Origin of the sequence: Muribaculum sp. (assembly GCF_029051885.1) — a bacterium.
Classification (GTDB): Bacteria; Bacteroidota; Bacteroidia; order Bacteroidales; family Muribaculaceae; genus Muribaculum.
This window is the reverse complement of sequence record NZ_JAIDKI010000136.1, coordinates 1-26,085: the sequence shown is the minus strand read 5'-3', so window position 1 is coordinate 26,085 and position 26,085 is coordinate 1. Positions and strand designations below refer to the sequence as shown.

Annotated in this window: 20 protein-coding genes; 12 read left to right on the top strand and 8 right to left on the bottom strand. The window is 53.5% G+C overall.

Going from position 1 to position 26,085, the window contains the following annotated elements; translation table 11 throughout:
- The 9 genes from aspS to hpf all read left to right on the top strand — a co-directional run.
- Positions 1 to 1,206: aspartate--tRNA ligase (gene aspS / locus K2I50_RS05970; RefSeq protein WP_301025295.1), on the top strand; the 1,206-nt coding region annotated here is incomplete at its 5' end.
- 18 nt (positions 1,207 to 1,224) lie between these two features.
- On the top strand, positions 1,225 to 2,013 hold the full coding sequence (locus tag K2I50_RS05965) for a Nif3-like dinuclear metal center hexameric protein (RefSeq protein ID WP_301025294.1): 789 nt from the start codon (positions 1,225 to 1,227) through the stop codon (positions 2,011 to 2,013).
- Between the two features lie 2 nt (positions 2,014 to 2,015).
- Positions 2,016 to 2,795, top strand: a complete 780-nt coding sequence (locus K2I50_RS05960; protein WP_123611384.1) for a zinc ribbon domain-containing protein — start codon at positions 2,016 to 2,018, stop codon at positions 2,793 to 2,795.
- 260 nt (positions 2,796 to 3,055) lie between these two features.
- Positions 3,056 to 3,655 (top strand): hypothetical protein, encoded by a 600-nt coding sequence (locus K2I50_RS05955; protein ID WP_301025293.1) that lies wholly within the window; start codon positions 3,056 to 3,058, stop codon positions 3,653 to 3,655.
- A 42-nt stretch (positions 3,656 to 3,697) separates the two neighbouring features.
- Positions 3,698 to 5,038, top strand: coding sequence for a Na+/H+ antiporter NhaC family protein (locus K2I50_RS05950; RefSeq protein ID WP_301025292.1), 1,341 nt, complete (start codon positions 3,698 to 3,700; stop codon positions 5,036 to 5,038).
- A gap of 7 nt (positions 5,039 to 5,045) precedes the next feature.
- On the top strand, positions 5,046 to 7,115 hold the full coding sequence (locus K2I50_RS05945) for a choice-of-anchor J domain-containing protein (protein ID WP_301025291.1): 2,070 nt from the start codon (positions 5,046 to 5,048) through the stop codon (positions 7,113 to 7,115).
- Between the two features lie 243 nt (positions 7,116 to 7,358).
- A complete protein-coding gene (gene rpsU / locus K2I50_RS05940; protein ID WP_068959768.1) occupies positions 7,359 to 7,550 on the top strand; it encodes a 30S ribosomal protein S21 in 192 nt (63 codons plus the stop codon).
- A gap of 303 nt (positions 7,551 to 7,853) precedes the next feature.
- A complete protein-coding gene (locus K2I50_RS05935; protein ID WP_301025290.1) occupies positions 7,854 to 8,768 on the top strand; it encodes a tyrosine-type recombinase/integrase in 915 nt (304 codons plus the stop codon).
- A complete protein-coding gene (gene hpf / locus K2I50_RS05930) occupies positions 8,758 to 9,057 on the top strand; it encodes a ribosome hibernation-promoting factor, HPF/YfiA family (protein ID WP_068959767.1) in 300 nt (99 codons plus the stop codon). The genes K2I50_RS05935 and hpf overlap by 11 nt, the downstream gene beginning before the upstream one ends.
- A gap of 68 nt (positions 9,058 to 9,125) precedes the next feature.
- Here hpf and K2I50_RS05925 read toward each other — a convergent pair whose 3' ends face one another.
- Complete coding sequence (locus K2I50_RS05925; protein ID WP_301025289.1) at positions 9,126 to 11,414, bottom strand: helix-turn-helix domain-containing protein; 2,289 nt, start codon at positions 11,412 to 11,414, stop codon at positions 9,126 to 9,128.
- A 356-nt stretch (positions 11,415 to 11,770) separates the two neighbouring features.
- Here K2I50_RS05925 and K2I50_RS05920 point away from each other — a divergent pair, with 356 nt between their 5' ends.
- Positions 11,771 to 15,499, top strand: coding sequence for a glycosyl hydrolase family 95 catalytic domain-containing protein (locus K2I50_RS05920; protein ID WP_301025288.1), 3,729 nt, complete (start codon positions 11,771 to 11,773; stop codon positions 15,497 to 15,499).
- 88 nt (positions 15,500 to 15,587) lie between these two features.
- On the opposite strand, the gene ruvA is transcribed toward K2I50_RS05920, so the two are convergent.
- The 7 genes from ruvA to der all read right to left on the bottom strand — a co-directional run bounded on the left by ruvA (position 15,588) and on the right by der (position 23,074).
- Positions 15,588 to 16,190: a Holliday junction branch migration protein RuvA gene (gene ruvA, locus K2I50_RS05915; RefSeq protein WP_301025287.1), complete on the bottom strand. Its 603-nt coding sequence runs from the start codon at positions 16,188 to 16,190 to the stop codon at positions 15,588 to 15,590.
- Between the two features lie 9 nt (positions 16,191 to 16,199).
- Positions 16,200 to 17,561, bottom strand: a complete 1,362-nt coding sequence (locus K2I50_RS05910; protein WP_301025286.1) for a TrpB-like pyridoxal phosphate-dependent enzyme — start codon at positions 17,559 to 17,561, stop codon at positions 16,200 to 16,202.
- Positions 17,562 to 17,573: 12 nt separating this feature from the next.
- Positions 17,574 to 17,786, bottom strand: coding sequence for an exodeoxyribonuclease VII small subunit (gene xseB / locus K2I50_RS05905; RefSeq protein ID WP_278743801.1), 213 nt, complete (start codon positions 17,784 to 17,786; stop codon positions 17,574 to 17,576).
- Positions 17,787 to 17,800: 14 nt separating this feature from the next.
- Positions 17,801 to 19,159 (bottom strand): exodeoxyribonuclease VII large subunit, encoded by a 1,359-nt coding sequence (gene xseA, locus K2I50_RS05900; protein ID WP_301025285.1) that lies wholly within the window; start codon positions 19,157 to 19,159, stop codon positions 17,801 to 17,803.
- Positions 19,160 to 19,175: 16 nt separating this feature from the next.
- The gene (locus K2I50_RS05895) at positions 19,176 to 19,802 is read right to left on the bottom strand and encodes a DUF3256 family protein (protein WP_301025284.1); all 627 of its coding nucleotides are present in this window, start codon (positions 19,800 to 19,802) and stop codon (positions 19,176 to 19,178) included.
- Positions 19,803 to 19,973: 171 nt separating this feature from the next.
- A complete protein-coding gene (locus K2I50_RS05890; protein WP_301025283.1) occupies positions 19,974 to 21,761 on the bottom strand; it encodes a DEAD/DEAH box helicase in 1,788 nt (595 codons plus the stop codon).
- Entirely contained in the window at positions 21,758 to 23,074 is a 1,317-nt protein-coding gene (gene der, locus K2I50_RS05885) for a ribosome biogenesis GTPase Der (RefSeq protein WP_301025282.1), read from the bottom strand. Before der ends, K2I50_RS05890 begins: the two co-directional genes overlap by 4 nt.
- Before the next feature lie 220 nt (positions 23,075 to 23,294).
- Between der and K2I50_RS05880 the strand changes: the two genes are divergently transcribed.
- Together K2I50_RS05880 and K2I50_RS05875 are read left to right on the top strand one after the other, a co-directional pair.
- Positions 23,295 to 24,602 carry a histidine-type phosphatase gene (locus K2I50_RS05880; RefSeq protein WP_301025281.1) on the top strand — a complete coding sequence of 436 codons (1,308 nt, stop codon included), beginning with the start codon at positions 23,295 to 23,297 and terminating at the stop codon, positions 24,600 to 24,602.
- The gene (locus K2I50_RS05875) at positions 24,599 to 25,972 is read left to right on the top strand and encodes an alkaline phosphatase (RefSeq protein WP_301025280.1); all 1,374 of its coding nucleotides are present in this window, start codon (positions 24,599 to 24,601) and stop codon (positions 25,970 to 25,972) included. The genes K2I50_RS05880 and K2I50_RS05875 overlap by 4 nt, the downstream gene beginning before the upstream one ends.
- The last annotated feature ends 113 nt before the right edge of the window (positions 25,973 to 26,085 follow it).

Here is a 26,085-nt window from a genome sequence, read left to right as displayed (position 1 = left end):
GGCCAGTTCTACGCCCTGCCCCAGTCGCCCCAGACCCTCAAGCAGCTGCTTATGGTGTCGGGCATGGACCGCTACTTCCAGATCGTGAAGTGCTTCCGCGACGAGGACCTGCGCGCCGACCGCCAGCCCGAATTCACCCAGATCGACTGCGAGATGTCGTTTGTCAGCCAGGACGATATCATCAACCTGTTCGAAGGCATGGCCAAGCACCTCTTCAAGGAGTTGCGCGGCGTAGAGCTGACCGAACCGTTCATACGCATGCCATGGGCCGACGCAATGCGCCTCTATGGCTCCGATAAGCCCGACCTGCGATTCGGCATGACATTTGTCGAACTGATGGACGTGCTCAAGGGCCACGGATTCAGTGTGTTTGACAACGCCGCATATATCGGAGGCATCTGCGCCACCGGAGCCGCAAGCTATACCCGCAAGCAGCTCGACCAGCTCACCGACTTCGTTAAGCGTCCGCAAATCGGAGCCAAGGGTATGGTATACGCACGCGTGGAAGCCGACGGCAACGTAAAGTCATCAGTCGACAAATTCTACACCCAGGAGACGCTTCAGGAACTCAAAAAAGCCATGAACGCCCAGCCCGGCGACCTCATCCTGATTCTCTCGGGCGACGACGTGATGAAGACACGCAAGCAGCTGTGTGAGCTTCGCCTCGAAATGGGACGCCAGCTCGGCCTGCGCGACAAGAATAAGTTTGCATGCCTTTGGGTAGTAGACTTCCCGATGTTTGAGTGGAGCGACGAAGAGCAGCGCCTCATGGCCATGCACCACCCCTTCACCCATCCCAAGGACGAGGACATACCTCTGCTCGACTCCGACCCCGCCGCAGTGCGCGCCGATGCCTACGACATGGTTGTCAACGGCGTGGAGGTAGGCGGTGGCTCAATCCGTATCCATGACAGCGAGCTTCAGGCCAAGATGTTCGAGATACTCGGATTCACACCCGAAAAGGCTCAGGAGCAGTTTGGATTCCTCATGAACGCATTCAAGTACGGCGCACCGCCCCACGGAGGTCTCGCCTACGGACTCGACCGCTGGGTATCCCTCTTCGCCGGTCTCGACTCGATACGCGACTGCATCGCATTCCCGAAGAACAATTCAGGGCGCGACGTGATGCTCGACGCTCCGGCTGCCCTCGACCAGAAGCAGCTCGACGAGCTCAACCTCGCAATCGACATCCGCGACAAGGAATAACACACCTACACGCAACATATGACTATTAACTCAATAATCGGGGCCATCCAGGAGGTGGCCCCGACTTCTCTACAGGAGGGTTACGACAACTCCGGTCTGCAGCTCGGCGACGCCGACAAAGAGTGTACCGGCATACTGCTATGTGTCGACGTCACCCCCGGACGTGTCGACGAGGCCGTGGCACTCGGCTGCAACCTGATTGTGTCACACCACCCGCTCCTGTTCCACGGGCTCAAGCAAATCACCGGCGCCACCCCGCAGCAACAGACCGTCATCCGTGCCATTGAAGCCGGCGTGGCCATCTACTCGGCCCACACAAGCCTCGACAATGCCCCCGGCGGTGTCAGTGCATGGCTCGCCCGCGAGCTCGGCCTCACCTACTGCGGTCCGCTATGCCCCGTCAGCACCGATATGCCCGACGCCGGGGCCGGAGCACTGGCCACATCACCCCGTCCGCTTACAGCCGCCATGCTTGTCGACAGAGTAAAGAAAGCATGCGGCTCACCGGTGTGCCGGTGCACTATCCCTCCGCAGGGTGCCGTCATCGACCGCATAGCCATGTGTGGCGGCTCCGGAGGCTCAATGATACCCGACGCGATTGCTGCCGGAGCACAGGCTTACATAACTTCCGACGTACGCTATCACGACTTTCTCGACTATAGCGACCGGATTTTCATCATCGACATAGGCCATTTCGAATCGGAGGAATGCACAAAACGGATTTTTTATCATATAATTACACAAAAATTTCCTAACTTTGCAGTTCATTATTCCGATTCAGAAAAAAATCCGATAAACTATATTTAGGAATGGCTACTGAAAAGAAATCCGAAGGCCTCTCGGTAGAGCAGCGCATGAAAGCCCTCTACGAGCTTCAGACCATACTCTCCGAAATCGACCGCATCAAGCAGATTCGCGGCGAACTTCCCCTTGAGGTAAAAGACCTCGAGGACAACATCGAAGGTCTCAAGACCCGCATCGAAAACTATCGTCGCGACGTTGAAGACTTCCGCAGAAAGACAACTATCGAAAAGGAAAAAATCAACGAGTCACAGGCTAAAATAGCACGCTATAAGGAACAGCTCGACAACGTGCGCAACAACCGCGAGTTTGACCTCCTCTCTAAAGAAGTCGAATTCCAGACCCTCGAGATCGAACTTTCAGAAAAGCACCTCAACGAATTCGCCCGTGCTATCGACTCGCGCAACGCCGATATCGCAGCTACCGAAGAAAAGCTCTCCGACAGCCAGCACATCCTTCAGGAGAAAAAGGCCGAGCTCGATGAAATCGTGTCAGAGACCCGTCAGGACGAAGAGCGCCTCCGCGTGCGCGCAAAGGAAATCGAACCCACTATCGACGAGCGCACCCTCAAGGCATTCAAGCGCATCCGCGACAATGCCCGCAACGGCCTTGGCATAGTGTATATCCAGCGCAACGCCTGCGGCGGATGCTTCAACCGCATCCCGCCACAGAAGCAGATGGAAATCAAGATGCACAAGAAAGTAATCGTTTGCGAATACTGCGGACGCATCATGATTGACCCTGAACTCGCCGGTATCGCCGAAGCTGAGGTAGCAGCCGGAAAGTAACCCCGAATCACCCTTCCGCAAAATACATTTACCGGCGGTGTGTCAGATTTTCACTGACATGCCGCCGGTATCGCATAAGTAAGTCGTAAAAATTATTTTATATTTCCGGAGAGAGGATTTTTGATGGATTTTTCCTCGATGAGGAAGGAGTGTAGCGAGCTACATGACTGACGAAGAGAGGGAAAAGCGGCAAAAAGGCTCCGCCTGAAATATAAAGTTTTAATAGTATTCATATCCGTAATAATTTTTACGACTTACTTGTGTATTCTGCGCCTGACTACAAAGACTGCCGCATGCACAACAACGCCATTACAACCGCTACGTTCCGTATATCTCCGGCGACATACGCCTCAATAATCATGCGCCAATGGCTTGCCATCCGGTGGTGGGCAGTAGCTGTGCTCCCTTTAGGTTCAACAGCTGTTGCCTTAGCCACCTCCGACATTCGCTATCTCATGCTTGCGCTCGTACTTGTATGCCTCGTAATTCCACCGGTGCTCCTTATTGTATACTATTATTACGCGCTCGACACCAAGGCCCGTGTCAATATACCCCTGCATACCGTCGGTTGCGACGGGCACACACTGACAATCAGCGAGTACGCCAATCCGCAACCCGATACCGCCGATGATAGCGACAACAGCGACGACACGCCACAGCCCGAATCCGCCATGCCCGACGGACCTCCGGTAGCCGTCACCGAGATACCACTCTCATCATTACACGGTATCCGACACTCGCGCGGACACATCTGCATAAGCCTCGACAGCAGCCCGATACCACCACAGCTTGTCGTACCATACAAGGCATTTCAGTCATCCGACGCACTGCGTAAGTTCCTGGCCATGATAAAAAACTGACCCCGGCTTGTTACATACTTGTTTTATACTATCGAAAACGAAATGAACGAAACACCAACACCGCATATATCCGCGCGCCGCGGACTACTTGCCATATCACCCATACTTGTATTCCTCTTCTTCTATCTGGCGGTGTCAGTCATCATAGGCGACTTCTACAAGATGCCTATAGCAGTAGCACTGTTGCTTGGATCGGCATGGGCCGTAGTCATAATGCACGGCAAGCCTCTGTCAGAGCGGGTAGAGATATTCTCCCACGATGCCGGCAGTTCCAACGTGATGTATATGGTATGGATATTCATCCTTGCCGGAGCCTTTGCAGCCATAGCACGTGAAATCGGAGCCATCGAGGCTACCGTACATCTCGCCCTGCGTTTCCTGCCGGTGGAGATGCTTATTCCGGGGCTTTTTGCTGCGGCATGCTTCATATCCCTTGCCATAGGCACATCAGTAGGCACAGTGGTGGCGCTGACACCTCTCGCCGTTGAACTTGCCCAGTCGGAGAGCGGCAACGTGCCGTTTTTCGTGGCCGTAGTGCTCGGAGGAGCCTTCTTCGGCGACAACCTCTCGTTTATTTCCGACACGACCATCGCTGCAACGCGCACCCAGGGATGCCTCATGCGCGACAAATTTCGCGTAAACCTGTGGATAGCGCTCCCGGCCGCCGTTGCTTCACTAATATTATATGTGATACTCGGCGTGCAGCTACCCGACACGACCGTCTTCTCCAGCTCAAATCCGCTGCTGGTAGCACCCTATCTGCTAATAATACTCCTTGCCCTCGCCGGACTAAATGTCACGGTGGTGCTATCAATAGGCATTGTCGCGGCAATCATCCTCGGCCTGTGTACAGGACATGACATAATCAGCCTGTTCGGATTCATGGGCCAGGGAATCGACTCAGTAGGCCAGCTGATAATAATCACACTCCTTGCCGCAGGAATGCTGGGACTGATAAAAGCCGCCGGCGGCATCGACTACATACTCCAGGTGCTCACACGCCGCATACGCGGGCCGCGCGGCGCACAAGCCGGAATCGCCATGGTAGTCGGACTCGTCAATCTATGCACCGCCAACAATACCGTGGCCATAATTACCGTAGGCCCACTCGCCTCATCCCTGTCAAAAAGATTCGGAGTCGACCCCAGAAAGGCGGCCTCACTGCTCGACACATCGTCGTGTGTAGTGCAGAGTCTCATACCCTACGGCGCGCAGACACTTCTCGCCACCTCGCTCGCATCCATTTCTCCCGTAGCCACATGGCCCTACCTCTACTATCCATGGGCGCTCGCCATATTCCTCATCCTCTCGGTGGTGTTCCGCTTCCCGCGTCTTACACCCGTCTCTTCTCCCGCATCCACAGATGATAATACCAATCTATAATTCCAACATGAACCTACGTTTACGACTATCTGTCGCGACGGTAGCAGCCGCTATCCTCACGACATCAGCCGCAATGGCCCAGGAAAAACGTTTCTATGCATCGGTCTACAGTACCAATGAATGGAAAGAGTATGTATATTCCGAAACAGGCATGTACAGTTTTCCCCTCGACAAATACAGCCGTACTCTGGTCAAAGAGGACTCCGACCTCGACGCATCAGGAGGCGGCACCATGACCGAGGATTTCTATTTCTGCACATCAGAAATCAACTACGGCGCATGGACCGATGTGACCCACTACACCTTCAAGCCCGACACTTGGGAACTCAACTCCCAGCTGTTCGGCTCCAAGCAGGGCGTAGCCACCGATCTCGCATACGACCACACCACAGCCCGTATATACGGATGCTTCTCTACCGACCCGGAGCTTGGCGAGGCCGACGGAGAGTTTGTGTTCGGCTCGCTCAACGAAGCCACCGGCCAACGTCATGCCATCAGAAAAATCGACATCCCCTGGATTGCACTCGGATGCGACCGCTCGGGCAAGCTCTATGCTGTCGACATGGCAGGCAAGCTCTGGAAAGTCGAAAAGACCACCGGAGACACTGAGCAGATAGCCGACCTCGGAGTAACCGCCAACCGTCGCTCGACCGGAGCCTTCGACACCGAATCGGGCATATTCTACGTAGTGGTGACAAACGAAGATACATCAACCGTCGAAGAGTACGGCTACGCCATCGCCAAGTCGCAGCTGTATGCTGTCGACGTAGCAGCCGGCGAGGCCAAGCTCGTATATGAGTTTGCCGACGGCGAGGCTGTAGGAGGCATGTACATACCCGGCCCCCTTGCCGATGACAACGCACCCGCCCAGGCAGTCGACTTCACCGCGACATTCACCGACGGAGCTCTCGATGGCACAGTCTCGTTTACCATGCCCGAGAAGACATTCGGCGGCAATGCCCTGGAGGGTGAGATAAAATATCTCGTGCGCGCCAACGGCTCTCTGTTCGCCCAGGGCACAGCCGCCCCGGGAGCAAAAATCGAGGCCGAAGGCAAAGTCGATGATGACGGAGCCTACGAAATCGTGCTTGAACTCACCAACGCAGCCGGACGCGGCCCCAAATCGAAAATCTCACAATGGATAGGACATGACACCCCCGTACGACTGGCATCAGCCTACCTGTCATATGCCGACGGAGCGTTTACCCTGACCTGGGCACACCCGACAGCCACAGAACATGGCGGCTACATGAATCCCGCGCTGCTCGGATACGACGTGACCAGAATGCCCGACAACCTGCGCGTGGCCACAGCCATCAACTCAACATCTGTGACCGACCCTGTAGAGATACCCGCCTCGATGACAGGATACAGCTACCGCATCGACATGTCATACCGCGGAGTGCCGGTAGCCTCTCTCACCACCGACACCTACAACCTCGGTTCCGTATCTCTGCCCTATGTGCTCGACTTCGACAGCGACGACAGCTTCAACGACCTGACCATAATCGATGCCAACGGCGACCGCAACGAATGGTACCGCGAGGAATACTGGTATATCGAAGCAACCGACCTCGAGTGTACTGCCGCCCTATATCCCTACTCATCCACCAACCGGGCCGACGACTGGATGATACTGCCGGCGATAATGTTTGAGAAAGGCGCCACATACTCAGTGGAATTCCAGGTATCGACAGCCGGAGCCAACGAAAAACTCGCACTCTATTTCGGCGCCGCTCCAGCGCCCGATGCCATGACCACCGCCATTATGACCGTCAAGGAATTTGAAAGCTATTGCTGCTCAGAAGAGAAGCACTCATTCTCTCCTGCCTCCTCCGGTCTTTACTACATCGGCTTCCACGCGTGCTCCGACCCCGACGGCGCAGGCCTCGGTATCCGCAACATCAAAGTCGACAAAGCCGGAACATCGGCAATCGACGGCATATCATCGGATGCTTCCGCCCGCACAACCGCCGTGTACAACATGCAGGGTGTGAAAGTCGACGACAATGCCCGCGGCGGTATATTCATTGAAGTAAAAGCCGATGGCTCGACAAGAAAAGTCATACGCCGCTAACTGTATCTGTATCTGAATCACATTATATTCCGACAGCGTGCAAGGCCATGCGCCGACTGCCGCTGTCGGAATTTTTGTATCTGCATAAACTACCGGATACTATGCCCTGAAGGCTTCTGCAACTTATCTTGCTGAGATTATGCAAAATGAGTCATAAAAAATTTTGCGGTTTGGAAAAGAAAGCGTAATTTTGTCGCGCAAAATGCAAAATCTAAAAAAACAACATAAAATCAATAACTAAACATGATCATCGTACAAGTTAAAGAAGGCGAGAACATTGAAAGAGCTTTAAAGAAGTTTAAAAGAAAATTCGAAAAGACCGGCATCGTTAAAGAGCTTCGCAGCCGCCAGGCTTTTGAAAAGCCCTCCATCACCAACCGCAAGAAGATGATGAAGGCCGTCTACGTACAGAAACTGCGCATGGTCGAGGAGTAATCGACTCCTGTTTATATTTATCCATAAGTAACTGGCCGAAATTATTCTGATGTTTATTTGAGTAAAATTTTTCAGAAAATTTTTGTCGATGAAGAAGAAGTGTAGCGAGCTACACGACTGATGAAGAGAGAAAAAGGGTCAAAAATTTTACCGAAAAGGCATCGAAATAATCTTATCGGCAAATATAAAATAATTTAGAACAGTTACTTATTATTTGGAAATATCCGAAGAAAGAGTTAAATTCGCTTTTGACCAAACATAGGAAGCCGCCAACGGCATCCTTTAATAAAGCGAATCGACTCCATGATACTTGACTCTTTCTCGACATATATACGGTGTGAGCTGAATTATTCAGTCCACACCGTTTCTGCATATATGCGAGACCTCTCCCAATGGGCCGAATTCGCCACCGCAGGCCATCCCGAGCAACTCGACCCGCTGAGCGTAACCGCCTCCGACATCCGATTATGGATTGGGCGTCTGGCACGTCAGGGAGAAAGCCCTCGCACACTCAAGCGCAAGCTCTCATCATTGCGCACATTCTTCGGCTACATGATGAAACGCCACGGAATGGTGTCGAACCCCGCGGCCGAACTCCACTCGGCAAAAGCCGACAAACCGCTTCCCGTGTACGTCCGCCAGTCGGAAATGGCATCAATGCTCGCCGAAGATTTCGATACCGACAACTTTACCTCAGTACGCGACCGTCTGATTCTGCTTATGTTCTACTCGACAGGCATGCGCAGTTCAGAGCTGGAGACTCTTCTCGACAATGATGTAAACACCGCGAAAGGTGAACTAAAGGTAATGGGTAAACGTAATAAAGAAAGAATAATACCTTTCGGAGAAGAACTCTCGGAAATGATTGCAAAATACAGAAACCTGCGAGACGCTACAGTCGGAGGCCTGCCCACCGACAGGTTCTTCGTAAGGCCCGACGGACAGCCACTTTACAGGAGGCTCATCTACAGGGTCGTACATGGAGCCTTGGAAGGGCGCACCGTAGCTGCCAGGCAAAGCCCCCACGTATTGCGCCATTCATTTGCAAGCGATATGCTCAACAATGGCGCAGACCTCTTCTCAGTGCAACAGCTTCTCGGCCATAAATCATTAGAGACCACTCAGGTATATACTCATATTACCTACCAGGAACTTAAAAATAATTACCAACTGGCACACCCGCGTGCCGCAAAGAAAGGAGGACCCCATGGAAATTAACATCAAGTCAATCCACTTCGACGCAACAGAACAGCTCCAGAGCTTCATCGAGAAGAAACTAAATAAACTGGCTCGCCGCTTCGAGTCAATCACCAAAGCCGACGTAACACTGAAAGTAGTAAAACCGGAAACTTCCATGAACAAGGAGGCTGCCGTGAAACTGACCATTCCGATGCAGGAGGAATTCTACGCCTCGAAGATTGCCGACACCTTCGAAGAAGCTGTCGATCTGTCGCTCGAAGCAATCGAACGCCAGCTACAGCGTATCAAATCGCAGAAAGATTATTGACACACGTCTGACAACACAGCAAAACGGCGCCGCATCATTCACCGATGCGGCGCCGCCGTTATATCACGTTATCCCTTGTATTCCGCCGGAGCTACCGAATGCTTTTTCCTGAACACACGCTGAAAATACTGCACGTCGGAATAGCCGCACATCCCGGCAATATCCGACAGCGACAACGGCTCTCCGGCAGCCCGCGCACGCAAAAGCTGCTCGGCACGCTGCATGCGCGCCTCAATAAGCAGCTGGGCGGCCGAGATGCCAAGCTGTGAACGAAGATGCCGGTTAAGTGTCGAGCGGCTCACGGCGGCAGCCTCAGCCATGCTGTCGACACCGGCGTCGGGATTGTCTATGTTATCCTCTATGTAGCGCCTCACGCGGTTGAGGAATGCAGTATCTTCCGGCTTCTGCTCAGGGACAAGTGGAGCCATATCATCAGACGATGCCTCAGGGCTGTCGTCCGACTGCATGGAGCGTGCCTCCATCTCTCCGATTACGGCCATATACTTATCAAGCAACTCCTGGCGCTGACGGTTGACATCGCGTATATACATAATTGTATATACAACCGCCCCGACAAGCACCACTGCAATCAACACAAACAATGCCCCGGCCCACCATGTCTCATACCAGTAAGGAGCCACCACCACGGTAAGCTCACGGTTGTTGTCGACCCATCGCCCGTATCTGTCGGTCGACTGCACCTCAAGCAGGTGTGTGCCTGCACTGAGATTGAACAATGTGACATGACGTACTGTCGCGGCACCTGTCCACGGAGAGCCGTCAAGACGCGAACGATAGAGAATGCCACTGTTGTCGGTATAGTCTATCGCAGCAAAAGCCACCGAAATGTTGCGTTGGCCCGACTCAAGAAGGAGTGTGTCACGCGCCGCCAGACAGAAATCGGGTGCACGGCCGTTGACAGCCAGTGTAGTGAACACAAGCGGCGGCACATATCCCCGGCTGTATATATTATGGGGAGTCGCGCAGAAAGCGCCCTCTTCGGCTCCGACCACCCATGTACCATCGGGCAGCATCACAGGCTCAGTCTCGGCAAACCGGCATGTATCGTTCCAGAACGTACGTCCGAAATTCACCGTCTGCTCTGTCGATGGATTGAAAGCCATCACATGATTCCGGCCCACAATCATCAACAATGTGTCGGAAACGAGAGCCATAGCCCTGCATACATCGCTTGTAAGGGTGGAATTTCCGGTGTTGAAGTGACGGAACTCGGGCATCTCGTCAAACAGGCGCTCCTCGCTTATCACATCGATTCCTGAGCTCTCGGTGCCGATTATTATATTGCCGCGGCTGTCCGTTGCCACACTCATCACTGCGTTGCTGCACAGACTTGCCGGACGATTGCCGTCACGCCTTACAGCTCTCAGCCTCGTATTGCGGCAGTCGGCCGAGTCAACAGTACCGACAAGCAGCCCGTCGGTTGTAGCCGCAATTATGTTGTCGGAAGGTGTGATGACAAGTTTCCTCACCTTATATCCTCCCAGAGTCTCTGAAAGCACAGGCTTCTCGGCCTGCGGATTTTCACAGCATTTCACGCCGGCCCCGAACGTAGCTATCCACAGCCGGCCATATCTGTCCTCGGCAATATCATATACCGCATCATCCGATATGCGCTCTCCGCCATTCTTCACGAGAGAGCCCGGCTTTCCGCCTATCCATATGTCGCCCTGTCGCGTCTGGTAGATGCAGTAAGGCGCAGTCTCAAACGGGATAGTCCTTACAAGCGATCCGCCGCGGTCGTATACATTTATACAGTGAGAGTTGCGCAGACCTACCCACAGCATACTGTCGCGGTCAACCATCAACGAGCGCGGATGTGCTCCCGATGTGCCATCAAGCAACCGCGCCGGATGATGCGGAAAACATGTCTTGGATAATCCCGACGGGGCAGCTCTCCAGATATTGCCCTGCCGGTCGGTCATACCTCTCCACGTGCGGCCCATTATCCCCTTCAGAGAGTCTTTTCTCTCCTCCGGAATATCGCGGAAGGTGTAGAGCGACAAATCAAACTCATATATGTCGTCGTCGGTGCGGCACACTATATTGCCCCGCTCCGAAAGCAGAATGTCACGTATGCGGTTGGTGCCGATGGCCGCACTGTCGCCCGGACGGATTTTCATCCTGTGGAACTCATATCCGTCGTAACAGTCAAGACCATTCCATGTGGCAAACCACATCAGGCCGTTCCTGTCCTGTAGCCCTCCGCCGACAAGCGTGCTCGACAATCCGTTGCTATCGTCATAGCGCACCGTAAGGCAAGGCTCAATCTGCCCTGCAGTCAGAAAAAGCCCGGCCAGCAGAACAATCGCTATAATTGCAGTCCGGTAGTAGTTCATCCGTAGATTTTCGGTTCAATTCTTGCCAAAGATAGTGAAATTTCACTGTTCATGGCCATTTTGAACCGTTTTTCAGCCTGATTGAGCCGTTTTTCACCACTGATACACACCGCTGACGCTAATTTTGTATTCCGCATAAGTAAGTCGTAAAAATTATTTTATATTTCCGGCGAGAGGATTTTTGATTGATTTTTCCTCGATGAGGAAGGAGTGTAGCGAGCTACATGACTGTCGAAGAGAGGGAAAAGCGGCAAAAAGACTCTGCCTGAAATATAAAGTTTGAAAAGTATTCATATACGTAATAATTTTTACGACTTACTTAATAATTCAAATATCCAACCTTAAAAATTGCAACAATGAAAACAATCAGAGCATTGCTGTTGGCACTGTCGACAGTTGCATGCATCCCTCATGCAGCGACGGCCGCCGAACAGACAACCGTAGTCCACTGGGAGTTTACCTCAGGCTACAACGAGGCCAAAGAAGGCACTACCGCAGTCTACACACCCGACGAGTCGGGATGGGCCGCATCGGCCAATCAGAAGTGGTCGGCACTGCAGCCCTACTTCCTACCCAACATTTCCGCGCTGCCCCAGGATGAATGCCGGGTAACACTGCACACAAGCGACGGCAAATGGCAGCTGACTTCAAGTGGCTCCACACCAAACTACCTGCTGCGTCTGAATACTGCCTCGACAACCAAATTCACCGCCAAAGCCGACTATACCGACCCGTCGAAGCATGACCAGTACTTCGAAGTGTCGCTGCCTACAAAGTCGCTTACCAATGTGAAAGTAAACTTTGCAATCGGCGACGGCTCAAGTTCGTCAACACCTTTCGGTGTAATATATTCGACCGACGGAGGCAACACCTGGAACATACTTGACGACTATACCGCCGCAAGCCACTGGAACAAGTACAACGACGCCACCTACTCTCTTGACGCCGACAACCGCGACAGTCTCATCATACGCATGCTCATACAATCGGCGACAAAAACGAGCAACTACAACCTGAAGTATGTCAACATCCTTGCCGACGACTTCCAGGGTCCCGAACTCGTAAGCATCATCCCCGCCGACGGCGATACCGATGTAGTGCCCTCCGGCAAAGTGACCATGCTCTTCAACGAGAGCATCGAGCTTAAGGACAACGCTTCGGCTACGCTTACCAACAATGCCACCAATGCGACACAAAGCATAGCGCCTGTAATCAACAACACAAAAGCGTCGTTCCCCTTTGAAGAACTCGATCTGTCGACATCATACACATTCGTAATGCCGGCCAACTCATTCGTCGACCTCGCCGGCAACATCTGCGACAAAGAGTATCGCGCTACTTTCACCACTTCGGCAAACCGCCCCATAGAGCCACCGGTGCTTGAGAGCAAAAACAGACTGTGGTATAACCGTCCCGCCGGTTATTGGGAAGAAGCCCTTCCGCTCGGCAACGGACGCCTCGGAGCAATGGTAAGCGGCAGCGTGGCTGTAGACACCCTGCAACTTAACGAAGACACATTCTGGGGACAGTCGCCCAACACCAACCACAATCCCAAAGCCGCCTCCGTACTCAAGCAGGTGCAGGATTACATATTCTCCAAAGACTATGTGTCGGCACAGCGTCTGGCCATACCCAACTGGATGTCGGAGGGCTCCCACGGTGCCCAGTATCAGGCCGCAGGATGTGTGCTCGTAGGATTCCCCGGACATCGCTTCGACGATGAAGAGGGAGGAGCCACAACCGGCTCGAAAGACGTGCAGGCATATGTGCGCGACCTCGACATGTCACGCGCTGTAGCCACAACATCATATGTGGCCGACGGGGTGACCTACACACGCGAAGTGTTTACTTCGTTTGACGACAACGTGACCATAATGCGACTCAAGGCCTCCGAGCCCGGACACCTGAACTTCAACGTAAGCTATGCCGCTCCGGCAAAGACAAATATGGAGAAACTCGGCGTAAACACCATCACCGCCGACGGCATGATAAAGGCATCGCTCATTCCGGCCAAATCGCAGAGCGAGAATGTCGACAACAAACTTACATGCTTTACATTCATAAAAGTAATCAACGACGGTGGCACACAGACCGCCTCTGGCAAACGCAACATCATACAGCATGGTATAGTAGCCGGAAATACAGCAGCTCCCGAGATTAGCATCAGCGACGCCACAAGCGCGACAATCATCATCTCATCGGCCACAAATTTCGTCAACTACAATGACATAAGCGACGATGCCGAGGCCAAGGCGCTTGAATACATCACCAAGTATCTCGACAAGCAGAAGGACTACGACACCACCCTTGCAGGACATACAAAAAAATACAAGGAGCAATTTGACCGTGTGAGCCTCGAACTGGGCGAAAATCCTGCACGCGAGAAAAAGGATACCGAACAGCGCATCAAAGAATTCTACTCCGACCCCGACGACCCCGGACTCGTAGAAAACTACTTCCAGTTCGGACGCTACCTGCTCATATGCTCATCGCAGCCCGGCACTCAGCCTGCCAATCTCCAGGGCATATGGAACCCCAACGCCCGCCAGTATCCGGCCTGGGACTCCAAGTATACCACCAATATCAATGTCGAGATGAACTACTGGGCCGCTGAGGTAGCCAACCTCTCGGAATGCCACGACCCGTTCATCGAGTTGGTGAAGGATGTGGCCGAAACCGGCGCACAGACAGCCCGTGAGATGTATGGCGCACGCGGATGGGCTCTCCACCACAATACCGACCTGTGGCGTACGACAGGCGCTGTCGACAACGGCCCTGTAGGCGTATGGCCTACATGCAACGCATGGTTCTGCTCACACCTCTGGGAGAAATACCTCTTCTCGGGCGACAAGGCATATCTCGCCGATATATACCCCGTAATGAAAGGATGCTCCGAATTCTTCCAGGATTTCCTTGTCGAGGACCCCAACACAGGATATATGGTAGTATGTCCGTCAAACTCACCCGAAAATCACCCGGGCCTCTACTCCTACACCAACGATGCAGGCTCCAAGGTAAATGTGGCCATGTTCGGAGGTGTGGCCATGGACAACCAGATGGTATACGACATACTCAAGAATACAGCCGAAGCTGCCAACATACTCGGCAAGGACTCAGACTTCGCTAAAGAGCTTGATGCCCTCAGAGCACGCCTTACTCCCTACAAGATAGGAAAATACGGTCAGGTACAGGAATGGCAGGAAGACTGGGACCGCGAATCGACCTCCCACCGCCATCTCTCGCACCTCTGGGGCGCATATCCCGGCAACCAGGTGTCGCCCTACGAGAATCCCGTGCTCTTCCAGGGTGTACACAAATCACTCACCGGACGAGGCGATGCCGCACGCGGATGGTCGATGGGCTGGAAGGTATGTGCCTGGGCCCGCATGCTCGACGGCAATCACGCCCTGTCGATTATCAGAAACCAATTGCGCCTGGTATCGCCCAACATCACCATGTCGGACCCCAACGGAGGCACTTACGCCAACATGTTTGACGCACACGCTCCATTCCAGATCGACGGCAACTTCGGATGCTGTGCAGGCATAGCCGAGATGCTGCTGCAATCTCACGCCGGATTCATACACCTGCTCCCGGCACTCCCCGATAAATGGTCATGCGGTACAGTGACCGGTCTGCGCGCACGCGGCGGATTTGAAATCGTATCGCTGTCATGGAAAGAGGGCAATGTCGACAATGTCAAAATCAGGTCGACAATCGGAGGCAACCTGCGACTTCGCTCCAACACTCCCCTCTTCATGGCCGACGGCACTCCTCTCACAGCCGCAGAGGGCGACAACACCAACGAGATAACCCAGCCTTACGGCATGCCCGACCCGATTGTGGCCGACAGCAAAAAGATACCTGATACCGTACTGCCTCAGACATATCTCTACGACATACCCACCGTGGCCGGCGAGGAGATTGAACTGACATCCAACAACACATCATCGATTGACTCAATTATCGACAACAACGCTACCGCATCGATGTCGGATGAAGCCTACAGCCTGTACGGCCTGAAAGTCAATGACGACTATAAAGGCATCGTAATAAAGAACGGCAACAAATACGTAAACCGCTAACCGGTAAAAACGTCTGTCAATAAACAACGCCGTGCGTTTCAATATACTGAACGCACGGCGTTGATATTATCTATTCAACCATACATTATCAAAGCATCGCAAGCGATTTGCGTATGGCCGACTCGACTTTGATTGACGGCTCGGCCTCAAATAGCTTTTTAAGCACCTTCTGAGAAGCCGGTTTGGGAAATCCAAGCATCACGAGAGCAGCAAGCGCTTCCTCAAACACCTCGGAGTTGGCTGCCGCCATGGGGAGGAGGGTCGCCGCGTCGTCGGATGGATGCACTTTGTCCTTCAGGTCGACAATCACACGCTCGGCAGTCTTGGCTCCGATACCTTTTACGGCTTTCAGGCGTCGCGTATCTCCGGCCACAATCACCTGCTCGAGCTCGGCCACAGGAATCGATGACAGCATGATGCGTGCTGTCGAGGCCCCGACACCGCTCACTCCTATCAGCAGGCGGAACAACGCGCGCTCACGCTCTTCGGCAAAACCATAAAGCAGCCACGCGTCCTCGCGTATCACCTCATGACACAGCAGCTTTACCGTAGCATGAGTGGCCAGTGCGGCCTCAAGTCCAGTATATGTAGGCAGAGTGATGGACAGCGAATAAGCCACGCCTCCCGCGGTCTCGACAATAGCGTCGGTAGGAGTAAGCTCTATCAGAGCTCCTTTGACATATTCAATCATCGCGCCCCGTCAGATAAGTTTCTCCAGGGTGCCGGTAGTACGCGCCACATCCTCGTCGGTCACCTCATAGTTGGCCAGGTCGCCGGCAATGTATTGGTCGTAGGCGGCCATGTCGATAAGTCCGTGGCCCGAGAGGTTGAACAGTATTACCGGAGCTGTGCCCTCCTCGTTGGCACGCTTTGCCTCGCGTATGGCCGCGGCAATCGCATGTGAGCTTTCGGGAGCGGGTATAATACCTTCGGCGCGTGCAAAAAGAGTGGCTGCGGCAAATGTCTCAAGCTGAGGAATGTCGACAGCATCAATCATGCCGTCGCTGCGCAACTGGCTCACCACGGCGCCTGCGCCATGATAGCGGAGGCCGCCGGCATGGATATTGGCCGGTGAGAAATCGTGGCCGAGTGTATACATAGGTATAAGCGGAGTGTATCCGGCCTCATCGCCGAAATCATATTGGAGCACACCGCGTGTCAGTTTCGGACACGACGAGGGTTCGGCGGCAATGAAACGCGTAGAGCGCTCGCCCGAGAAATTATGGCGCATGAACGGGAAAGAGATGCCCGAGAAGTTGGAGCCGCCGCCGAAGCATCCGATTACAATGTCGGGATACTCGCCGGCCATCTCCATCTGCTTCTCTGCCTCAAGGCCGATGACAGTCTGGTGTAGAGCAACATGATTGAGTACAGAGCCAAGCACATATTTACAGTTGGGAGTCGACATGGCAAGTTCTACAGCCTCGGAGATTGCGGTTCCGAGCGAGCCCTGGTAATTGGGATGTTCGGTGATAATCTTGCGTCCGGCCTTGGTCGACATAGATGGCGAGGCTATTACCTCGGCTCCGTAGGTCTGCATGATAGAGCGTCGGTAGGGCTTTTGGTTGAACGATATCTTCACCATATATACAGCCAGCTCGAGACCGAAATGCTTTGCCGCAAGCGAAAGAGCCGCGCCCCACTGGCCGGCGCCTGTCTCGGTGGTGATATTGGTCACACCCTGCTTCTTGGCATAGTAGGCCTGCGGCACGGCGGAATTAAGTTTGTGGGAACCTACCGGACTTACGCTCTCGTTCTTGAAATATATATGGGCTTTTGTGTCGAGTGCCTTCTCGAGTCCGCGTGCACGCACCAGCGGGGTCGGACGCCATATGCGGTACATATCGCGCACTTCGTCGGGAATCTCTATCCATGCATCGGTAGTGTTGAATTCCTGACGTGAGGCCTCTTCGGTAAAAAGCGGCATAAGGTCCTCGGCAGTCAGAGGCTCATGAGTAGCCGGATTGAGCATCGGGCGCGGTTTAACCGGCATTTCAGCCAGTACATTATACCATGCGGTGGGGATATCTTTCTCCGACAGAAGAAATTTTTTTGATTCCATCGTGTAATATTTTTATTGTTGGGGATTAAGTATTGACTGGAGTTCACGGTCGGTATCCGTCAGACGACGGCGGCATTCCGACAGCAACTCAGTGGCTCGTCGTGTATAAGCTGCGAGAAGGTCGATATCGAGCGAATCGGCCTGCATCATCCGCAGTATCTCTTCTATCTCCGCTACAGCCTGTGTGTAGGTCATGTCGGCGACAGGTGTAAATTTAGGTACCATATTGATTGTATGTATTATTCTACGATTGAAGTGACAGTACCTCCGGCAAGTGTGGTGTGGAGCACATCGCCTGGAGCTACCTGTGATGGGTCGGTAACAGCATGTCCGCCTACGCGGGTTATGGAGTAGCCTCTGCGCAGAGTGGCCTCGGGCGACAATGCGTCGAGCAACTGTCCGAGGGCCTCTATCCTGTTGCGGCGCACCGACAATGTCGCAGCTGAGGCGGCCGCCAGAGTGGCACCGTACTTTTCAAGATTCACCCGGCGTGGTGTGGTTATACCGCTTGCTATCTGGCGTAAGGCAAGAGTAAGACGGTCAATCCTGGCCACATGCGGAGCTGTAGCCCTCGACGACAGCTGCTGAAGGGCAAGCGCCAGGCGGTCGGCCCGCGAAGATGCCCGCGCGAGCATCGCGGCCGGAAGCGCGGGAAGACGTCCCTCGATGGCTCCGAGCTGTTCCTTGCATCCGCCAAGGTATCCGGATACGGCGAGCGCGATATCACGTCCGAGCGAATCGAGACGGTCAATGCATTCCTTGCCTTTGGCCAGCAGCCACTCGGCGGCGGCTGTAGGAGTCTTCACACGTATACAGGCTACATAGTCAAGTATCGTCACATCACGCTCATGGCCGATGCCTACCATTACCGGCAGCGGGAAGCGTGCCACAGTGGCGGCCAGGTCATAATCCTCAAATCCGAGCAGGTCGGATGTAGCGCCTCCTCCACGTATTATCACCACGATATCCCACTCCGACTGCCGGCGCTCTATCGCGTCGAGAGCATCCATCACCGAACGTGCCGTACGCTCTCCCTGCATGATGGCCGGAAATAGTTGCGTGACAAAGCGCAGGCGCAGAGGCGACGCCGAAAGCTGATTCATGAAATCGCCGAAACCGGCTGCTCCGGGCGCCGACACCACTGCTATACGCAAAGTAGGCTCGGAGGGTACGAGCGAACGGTTCATGTCGAAAATACCCTCCGCTTTCAGCCGGGCTATCATCTCGTTGCGCCGCCTCATCAGGTCGCCCATCGTATAGTCGGGATTGACGGCATTTATTACAAGCGACATGCCGTAGACGGCGTGCATTGATACACTCAGGCGCACCATTACCTTAAGTCCGGTCACGAAATCCTGTCCGGTAGCCGCATAAAATCCCGACCGTATGGCCGGAAACGCGCTCGCCCAGATTGCCGCTCTCGCTTTTGCAAGAGTGCGTCCGGTAGCGGGGTCCTTCTGCAGGAGCTCCATATAGCAGTGGCCGGAGCGCACGGCCACATCCGACAGCTCGGCCGTCACCCACACGTTCTGTGTGTCGGGCGTCACTATAAGCCGCGCGATGCGCTGGTTGAGTTGTAGTAGAGTCAGTGCTTCCAAAGCAGATATTCAGACATTATTTTACAGGAACGAAACGCGATGAGTTCCATCTGTACGTAATCGACGGGAGCAGATATGGCTTCACTTGGCCGTACACATCATCCGACAGGAAATCGGAAAGGCGGTTGGTAAGCACAAGCGTAAGAGTTTCGGGCGAATACTCAGCGGAGGCGAGCATGAATGGCACCTGCGACTCCACCATCTCCGATTGTTTCTTGCCCTCTGATGTAAGCCATCCCGCCAGAGCAGGCATGGTGAAGCCCGGACCGGACAGAGGCTTCCAGTCGCGGTCATATACAGACACACGGCTGTCAGGCGCCGGAGTCAAGACAGTCTCTATACACACTATAGCTGTGTCGCCGCGCATCGGCAGCAATGCTATCTGACACTCGGAGCTTGCGGTGATTGAGACGGATAGCGACATCGGAGAGAGTGCCGTTATACGCGATTGTCCATCCATGATGTTCTTCGAGGCCTTAGCCGACCCGCTGTTGAAGTAGTCAATCATGTCGAGACGCGTGATATAGTCGATAATAGGCAATACCGACGCCGGCGCGCTGCTGAACGCTTCAGTGGCGGTAAACTGCGGATACGCCATGATACATGACACCATAGCCGCGATAATTGTAATCAGTCTGCGCATAACATTCTATATAATGTTAAGTAACTGTTCTTTTTATATAAACCGATCTGATTATCTCGATGTTTCTTCTAAAAATTTCACTCGAATAGACATTAAAATAATTTCGGCCTTATTAAAAAAAATCCGTAGAAGATATTCAAAGTTATAAAATCTTCTACGGAAACAAGCATTTTACTTATTTTTTTTGCCTTTCTTAATGAATTTGTCATAATTCCCGGCCGGTTTCCGTCGCGCCGGTTTCCCAGAGCGGGGAGCACCGTCGCCTGATGGCGCCTCCTTCTTGCGGCGCGACGCATGCGTGTAGTCCTTTTCGGGATCGGCAATCTCGGCATACAGTTTGTTGCCTACAAACTCATGTCCGGTAAGGGCCTCGACCACCCGTCGGGCGTCGGACTTCTTGACGTCGAACAGCGAGTAGCCGGGCATCAAGTCGATACGGCCTACGTCGACACGCTGTCCGGCAACCGTATGGTTAAGTATGTCAATGAGGTTTCCGGCAAAGAATCCGTCGCTTTTTCCTGCGTTGACATATATTCGCGCCATGCCCCGGTCGGCGGTACGGCGGTCTTTTTCTCTTGGCGAAATTGTCTTGTCCTTATCCTTGCGGCCGCGTCCGGCAGGCTTCTCGTCGATATAGTCGATTTTCGGCGCATCCTTGTAGTAGTCGAGCAGACGGTTGAACTCGAGCGACAGTATGCGCTTAAGCAAATCCTGCTGCGACAGCCATCCGAGCTTTCGCTCCACTCCGGTGAAGTAGCGTGATATCTGGTCGTCGTCGACCTGCACACGCTCCAGTCGGTCGGCAAGATTGTAGAGCTGCTTCTCTATGATATGGTCGGGCGTGGGCACATCCTTGCGCTCGAAGGTCTTGCCTATGCGCTTCTCGATATCGCGCAGTTTGCCGCGCTCGCGCGAATGTATTATAGCAATCGATATGCCGGTCTTGCCAGCGCGTCCTGTACGACCCGAGCGATGGGTATACGTTGCAACATCGTCGGGGAGTCCGTAGTTGATGACATGAGTGAGGTCGCTCACGTCGAGACCGCGTGCGGCGACATCGGTGGCGACAAGTATGCGCAACACATGGTCGCGGAATTTCTTCATCACCATATCGCGTTGCTGCTGCGACAGCTCTCCGTGGAGGGAGTCGGCGTTGTAGCCATCCTGAATGAGCCAGTCGGCAATCTCCTGAGTCTCCTTGCGTGTGCGGCAGAACACAATCGCGTAAATGTTGGGATTGTCGTCGGCGATGCGTTTCAGGGCGAGGTACTTGTCGCGCGCATGTACCATGTAGTATATATGGCGCACATTCTCGGCCCCGGAGTTCTTAACGCCTACCACAAACTCCTGCGGATTGTTCATGAACCGCTGGGCGATGCGTGCTATTTCCTTGGGCATGGTGGCCGAGAACATCAGCATCTTGCGATTCTCGGGCACATGGGTGAGTATGTCGTTGATGTCGTCGACGAATCCCATGTTGAGCATCTCGTCGGCCTCGTCGAGGATTACGGTGTGCACCCCGGTAAGGTTTACGACATTGCGGTTGATAAGGTCGATAAGTCGGCCCGGGGTAGCCACGATAATCTGGACGCCCTGTCGAAGCGCACGTATCTGGCTCTCGATGCTTGAGCCTCCATACACGGGGAGCACCTTAAGGGAGGGCATGTATTTGGAGAAGTCGGCCAAATCGCTGCTTATCTGAAGGCAGAGCTCGCGTGTAGGCGCAATTATGAGCGCCTGCGGAGCGTTGACATGAGTGTCGGTACGTTGCAGCACAGGCAGTCCGAAAGCGGCAGTCTTGCCTGTGCCGGTCTGTGCGAGCGCCACTACATCGCCATCCTCATTCAGGAGGTGGGGTATCACCATCTCCTGTACAGGCATCGGGGTTTCAAACCCCATTTCTTCGATAGCGCGGCGCAGGGGTTCACTTACGCCTAATTGTTCAAAAGTTTTTGTCATTTTTCTCTCATAAATATGTTGACCGGAGTCCCCGTAAAGTCCCATTTCTCGCGGATCTTGTTCTCAAGATAGCGGCGATAGGGTTCCTTTACCCACTGGGGAAGGTTGCAGAAGAAAACGAATGTCGGGATTATCGATTCCTTCAGCATGGTCACATACTTGATCTTGATATACTTGCCCTTGTTGGCGGGTGGCGGATAGGCTCCGATTACCTCCTGCATGTAGGTGTTGAGCTGGGAGGTAGGTATGATGCGGTTGCGGTTGTGGTAGACATTCACAGCTGTCTCCAGTACCTTGAAAATACGCTGCTTGGTAAGCGCCGAGCCGAATATGATGGGGAAATCGGTAAACGGTGCGAAACGCTGGCGGATGGTCTGCTCGAAGTGGCGGATGGATTCGTTGGACTTGTCGGCCACGAGATCCCATTTGTTGACACACACCACAAGGCCTTTCTTGTTGCGCTGTATCAGCGAGAAGATGTTGACATCCTGAGCCTCGATGCCTCGGGTGGCATCAATCATGAGGATGCACACGTCGGAAGCCTCGATTGAGCGTATCGAGCGTATTACAGAGTAATACTCTATATCCTCGTTGACCTTGGTCTTCTTGCGGATACCGGCGGTATCCACAAGGTAGAAGTCGAAGCCAAACTTGTTGTAGCGGGTGTATATAGAGTCGCGTGTGGTGCCGGCGATATCGGTCACAATATTGCGGTCTTCGCCGATAAACGCGTTGATTATCGATGATTTGCCGGCATTCGGGCGTCCTACGATAGCAAATTTAGGGATACTCTCGAGGTGCTCTTCCTCACCGTCGTCCTCCGGCAGATCCTTTACAATCTCGTCAAGAAGGTCGCCGGTGCCTGAGCCGTTGGAGGCCGATACCGTAAACGGGTCTCCGAGGCCGAGCTTGTAGAATTCAGGCACGTTGTAAATCCAGTCGTTGGAGTCAACCTTGTTGGCCACGAGTATGACAGGCTTCTTGGAGCGGCGCAGGATTTCCGCCACATGATCGTCAAGATCAGTGACTCCGTTCATCGCATCGACTACAAAAAGTATTACATCAGCCTCTTCGATTGCCAGCTGTACCTGCTTGTTGATTTCCGATTCAAATATATCTTCGGAGTTTACTACCCATCCGCCGGTGTCTACGATTGAAAATTCCTTGCCAATCCAGTCGACCTTGCCATACTGGCGGTCGCGTGTTGTACCGGCCATATCGTCGACTATCGCTGTGCGGGTCTGGGTGAGACGGTTGAAAAGCGTGGATTTACCCACGTTAGGTCGTCCGACTATTGCTACGAGTCTTCCCATTATATTCTATATATTTTTTCAAACTGCAAATTTAACATTTTTAAAGATAGTAACCTACCTTATCTCCCAATATAAACAACCACGATTATCGATTAACGTCGTATTTAACACTTTTTATGCAAATACGATAGCCTACTGAGAATCCATAGATAGATAAGACCTGGCGAAAATTGCCATAATTTTGGTAAATTTGCGCATACAATCTATACAACAGCTCAATATGATGAAAACCTCTCTACGTTGCATTCTTGCCGGAATCGCATCATGTACAATGCTATACGTCAGCGCTTTCCCTCTTCAGCCCAAGCCGGCCGAGGAGCTTACGGGACGTGAATTATCAGCACAGTACTATGCGTATCCGTATACCGACAGCCCCGCTCCGGCACTCACACCCACACCCGACGGATATGAGCCGTTTCATATCGAACACTACGGACGCCACGGCTCGCGCTGGCTTATCGACCAGCGTGACTACGAATATCCGTTGGCCGAACTGGAGAAAGCTGAACGCAACGGATACCTTACCCCTCTTGGCAAAGAGACTCTGCAACTGCTCCGCGATATTGCCGACAAGGAACAGGGACGCCGCGAAGAGCTTACCGACATGGGGGCACTGCAGCATCAGCTTATCGGAGAGCGTATGGTCGGGAATTTCCCGCAGGTGTTTGCTCCCGGCTCGACAGTCAACGCAAAATCGACGATAGTGATACGCTGTATCCTATCCATGGTCAACGAACTCAACGCGATAAGCCGACTGGCACCGGGCGCTAAAGTGCTCTCCGACGCAAGCAACGCCGACATGCACTACATGAATTTTGACGATACGACCGGAGTAAAGATACGCAAGGCCGTAAAGAAAAAGGAACTGAAAAAATTTCAGGCAAAATATCCTGAAAATGGAGAGTTTCTCAACCGCCTCATAAGCAATCAGAAATTCATACACGACAGCATCGACAACAGCCGTGTCGAACGACGCCTTTGGCGAGTGCTCTCCAACATGCAAAGCCACATAGGGATGCCTTGGCTCACCGACCGAGTGTTCACCCGCGAGGAGCAGCGCGGCCAGTGGATGCGCTCCAACGCCAGCTGGTTTGTCGACGCCGGCAACAGCAAGCTGACAAAAAACAGAGCACAGTACAGCCAGCGCCATCTCCTGCGCAACTTTATCGAAAGCGCCGATACCGCAGTAACATCCCCACGGGTAAGCGCCAACCTGCGGTTCGGCCACGACGGCATGTTGCTGCCGCTTACCGTGCTGATGGAAATCAATGACTATGGCCGGGAAATCAACAGCCTCGACGAGCTTGAGCAGTCGCGCTGGTATTGCCACGACATAATACCGATGGCCGCAAACATACAGATGATTTTCTATCGCCCGACAGGCTCGACCGACCCCGGCGATGTATTGGTAAAGGTGCTTCTCAACGAGAATGAGACTGTACTCCCCGCAACACCGGTAAGCGGACCCTACTACCGCTGGAAAGACCTCAGAACATATTATCTTGACAAACTTAACTCACTCAAATGAAGAAATTTGCAGCAATAACAGCATTCCTACTGTCGCTATCGTCAACAGCCATAGCGCAGGAAGCGAAATATATATTTTATTTCATAGGCGACGGCATGGGCATGGGACATGTCATGGGGGCAGAGGCCTACAACCGCACTGTGGCCGGCAATGACACTCCGTTGATGATGATGCAGTTTCCTGTGGCATCGCAGTGTACCACACACTCGGCATCGTCGCCGGTGACCGACTCGGCTGCTGCCGGCACAGCCCTGTCTACAGGCACAAAGACCACCAACGGCATGCTCGGCATGGCTCCTGACTCATCCCATATCAGCTCGATAGCCGTAGACCTACAGAAGAGGGGCTATGGCATCGGCATAATCACTACGGAGGATGCCGACGACGCAACTCCAGGCGCATTCTACGCCCATGTGCCGAGCCGAGGCATGTTCTATGAGATAGGATGCGACGCCGCACGCTGCGGTTTTGACTTCATCGCCGGACGCAGTCTGCGTGGAACCGTACGCGACGGCAAAGCGACCGACCTCGAAAAGAGATTTGCCGACAACGGCGTGGATGTAGTGCGCGGACTCGCAGCACTGAGCCGCTCCAAGTCGGAAAAAGTGATGCTGCTCGACAGCATAGCATTCCCCGACGTATGGTACTATACCATCGATTCGGTGCCGGGGCTCTCCCTCGCCTCAATGACCGAGGCCTGCATGAAGCACCTTGAAAAGAACGGCCGCGACAAGTGGTTTATAATGGTCGAAGGCGGCAATATCGACCATGCCGGACACGCCAACGACGCCGGTACGGTGATAAAAGAGGTGCTCAACTACGATGATGTGATACGCATGGCCTACGACTTCTATCTCGCCCACCCCGACGAGACCCTGATTGTAGTCACCTCCGACCATGAGACCGGAGGTATCGGACTCGGAAACAACTCACTCGGCTATAACCTTCAGCTCAAGCATTACGACCATCAGCGGATATCGAAGGAGCGCTTTACGGTATATTGCCGCGACATAATCAAATCGGGCAAGTCGTATTCGTGGGAAGAGATGAAGGGATACCTGACCGAAATGCTCGGATTCTGGACATATGTGCCCGTCAGCGACAAGAACACCGAACGTCTCCGTGCAATCTACGACAAGGCCATCACCCGCAACGAGGGTACCGACAATCATACCCTGTACAAGACATTCGACCAGTTTACCGAAGCCGTCTACGACGTGCTCGACAAAGCCACCGGCATAGGCTGGACCTCCAACAAGCATACCGCCGGGCTGGTGCCCGTATATGCCGTAGGAGTGGGTGCCGAGCGCTTCGCCACATTCAACGACAACACTCAGATTCCCCGCAAAATCCTCGAAGCAACGCGCTGACAGGATACGGGAAGCACACAGTCCTGATATACAAATACAGCAGTGGCGCACATTGGACTCGAGGGCGCTGTGCGCCACCACTTTTTTATGAATGTATCTGTTATGGCGGGTTT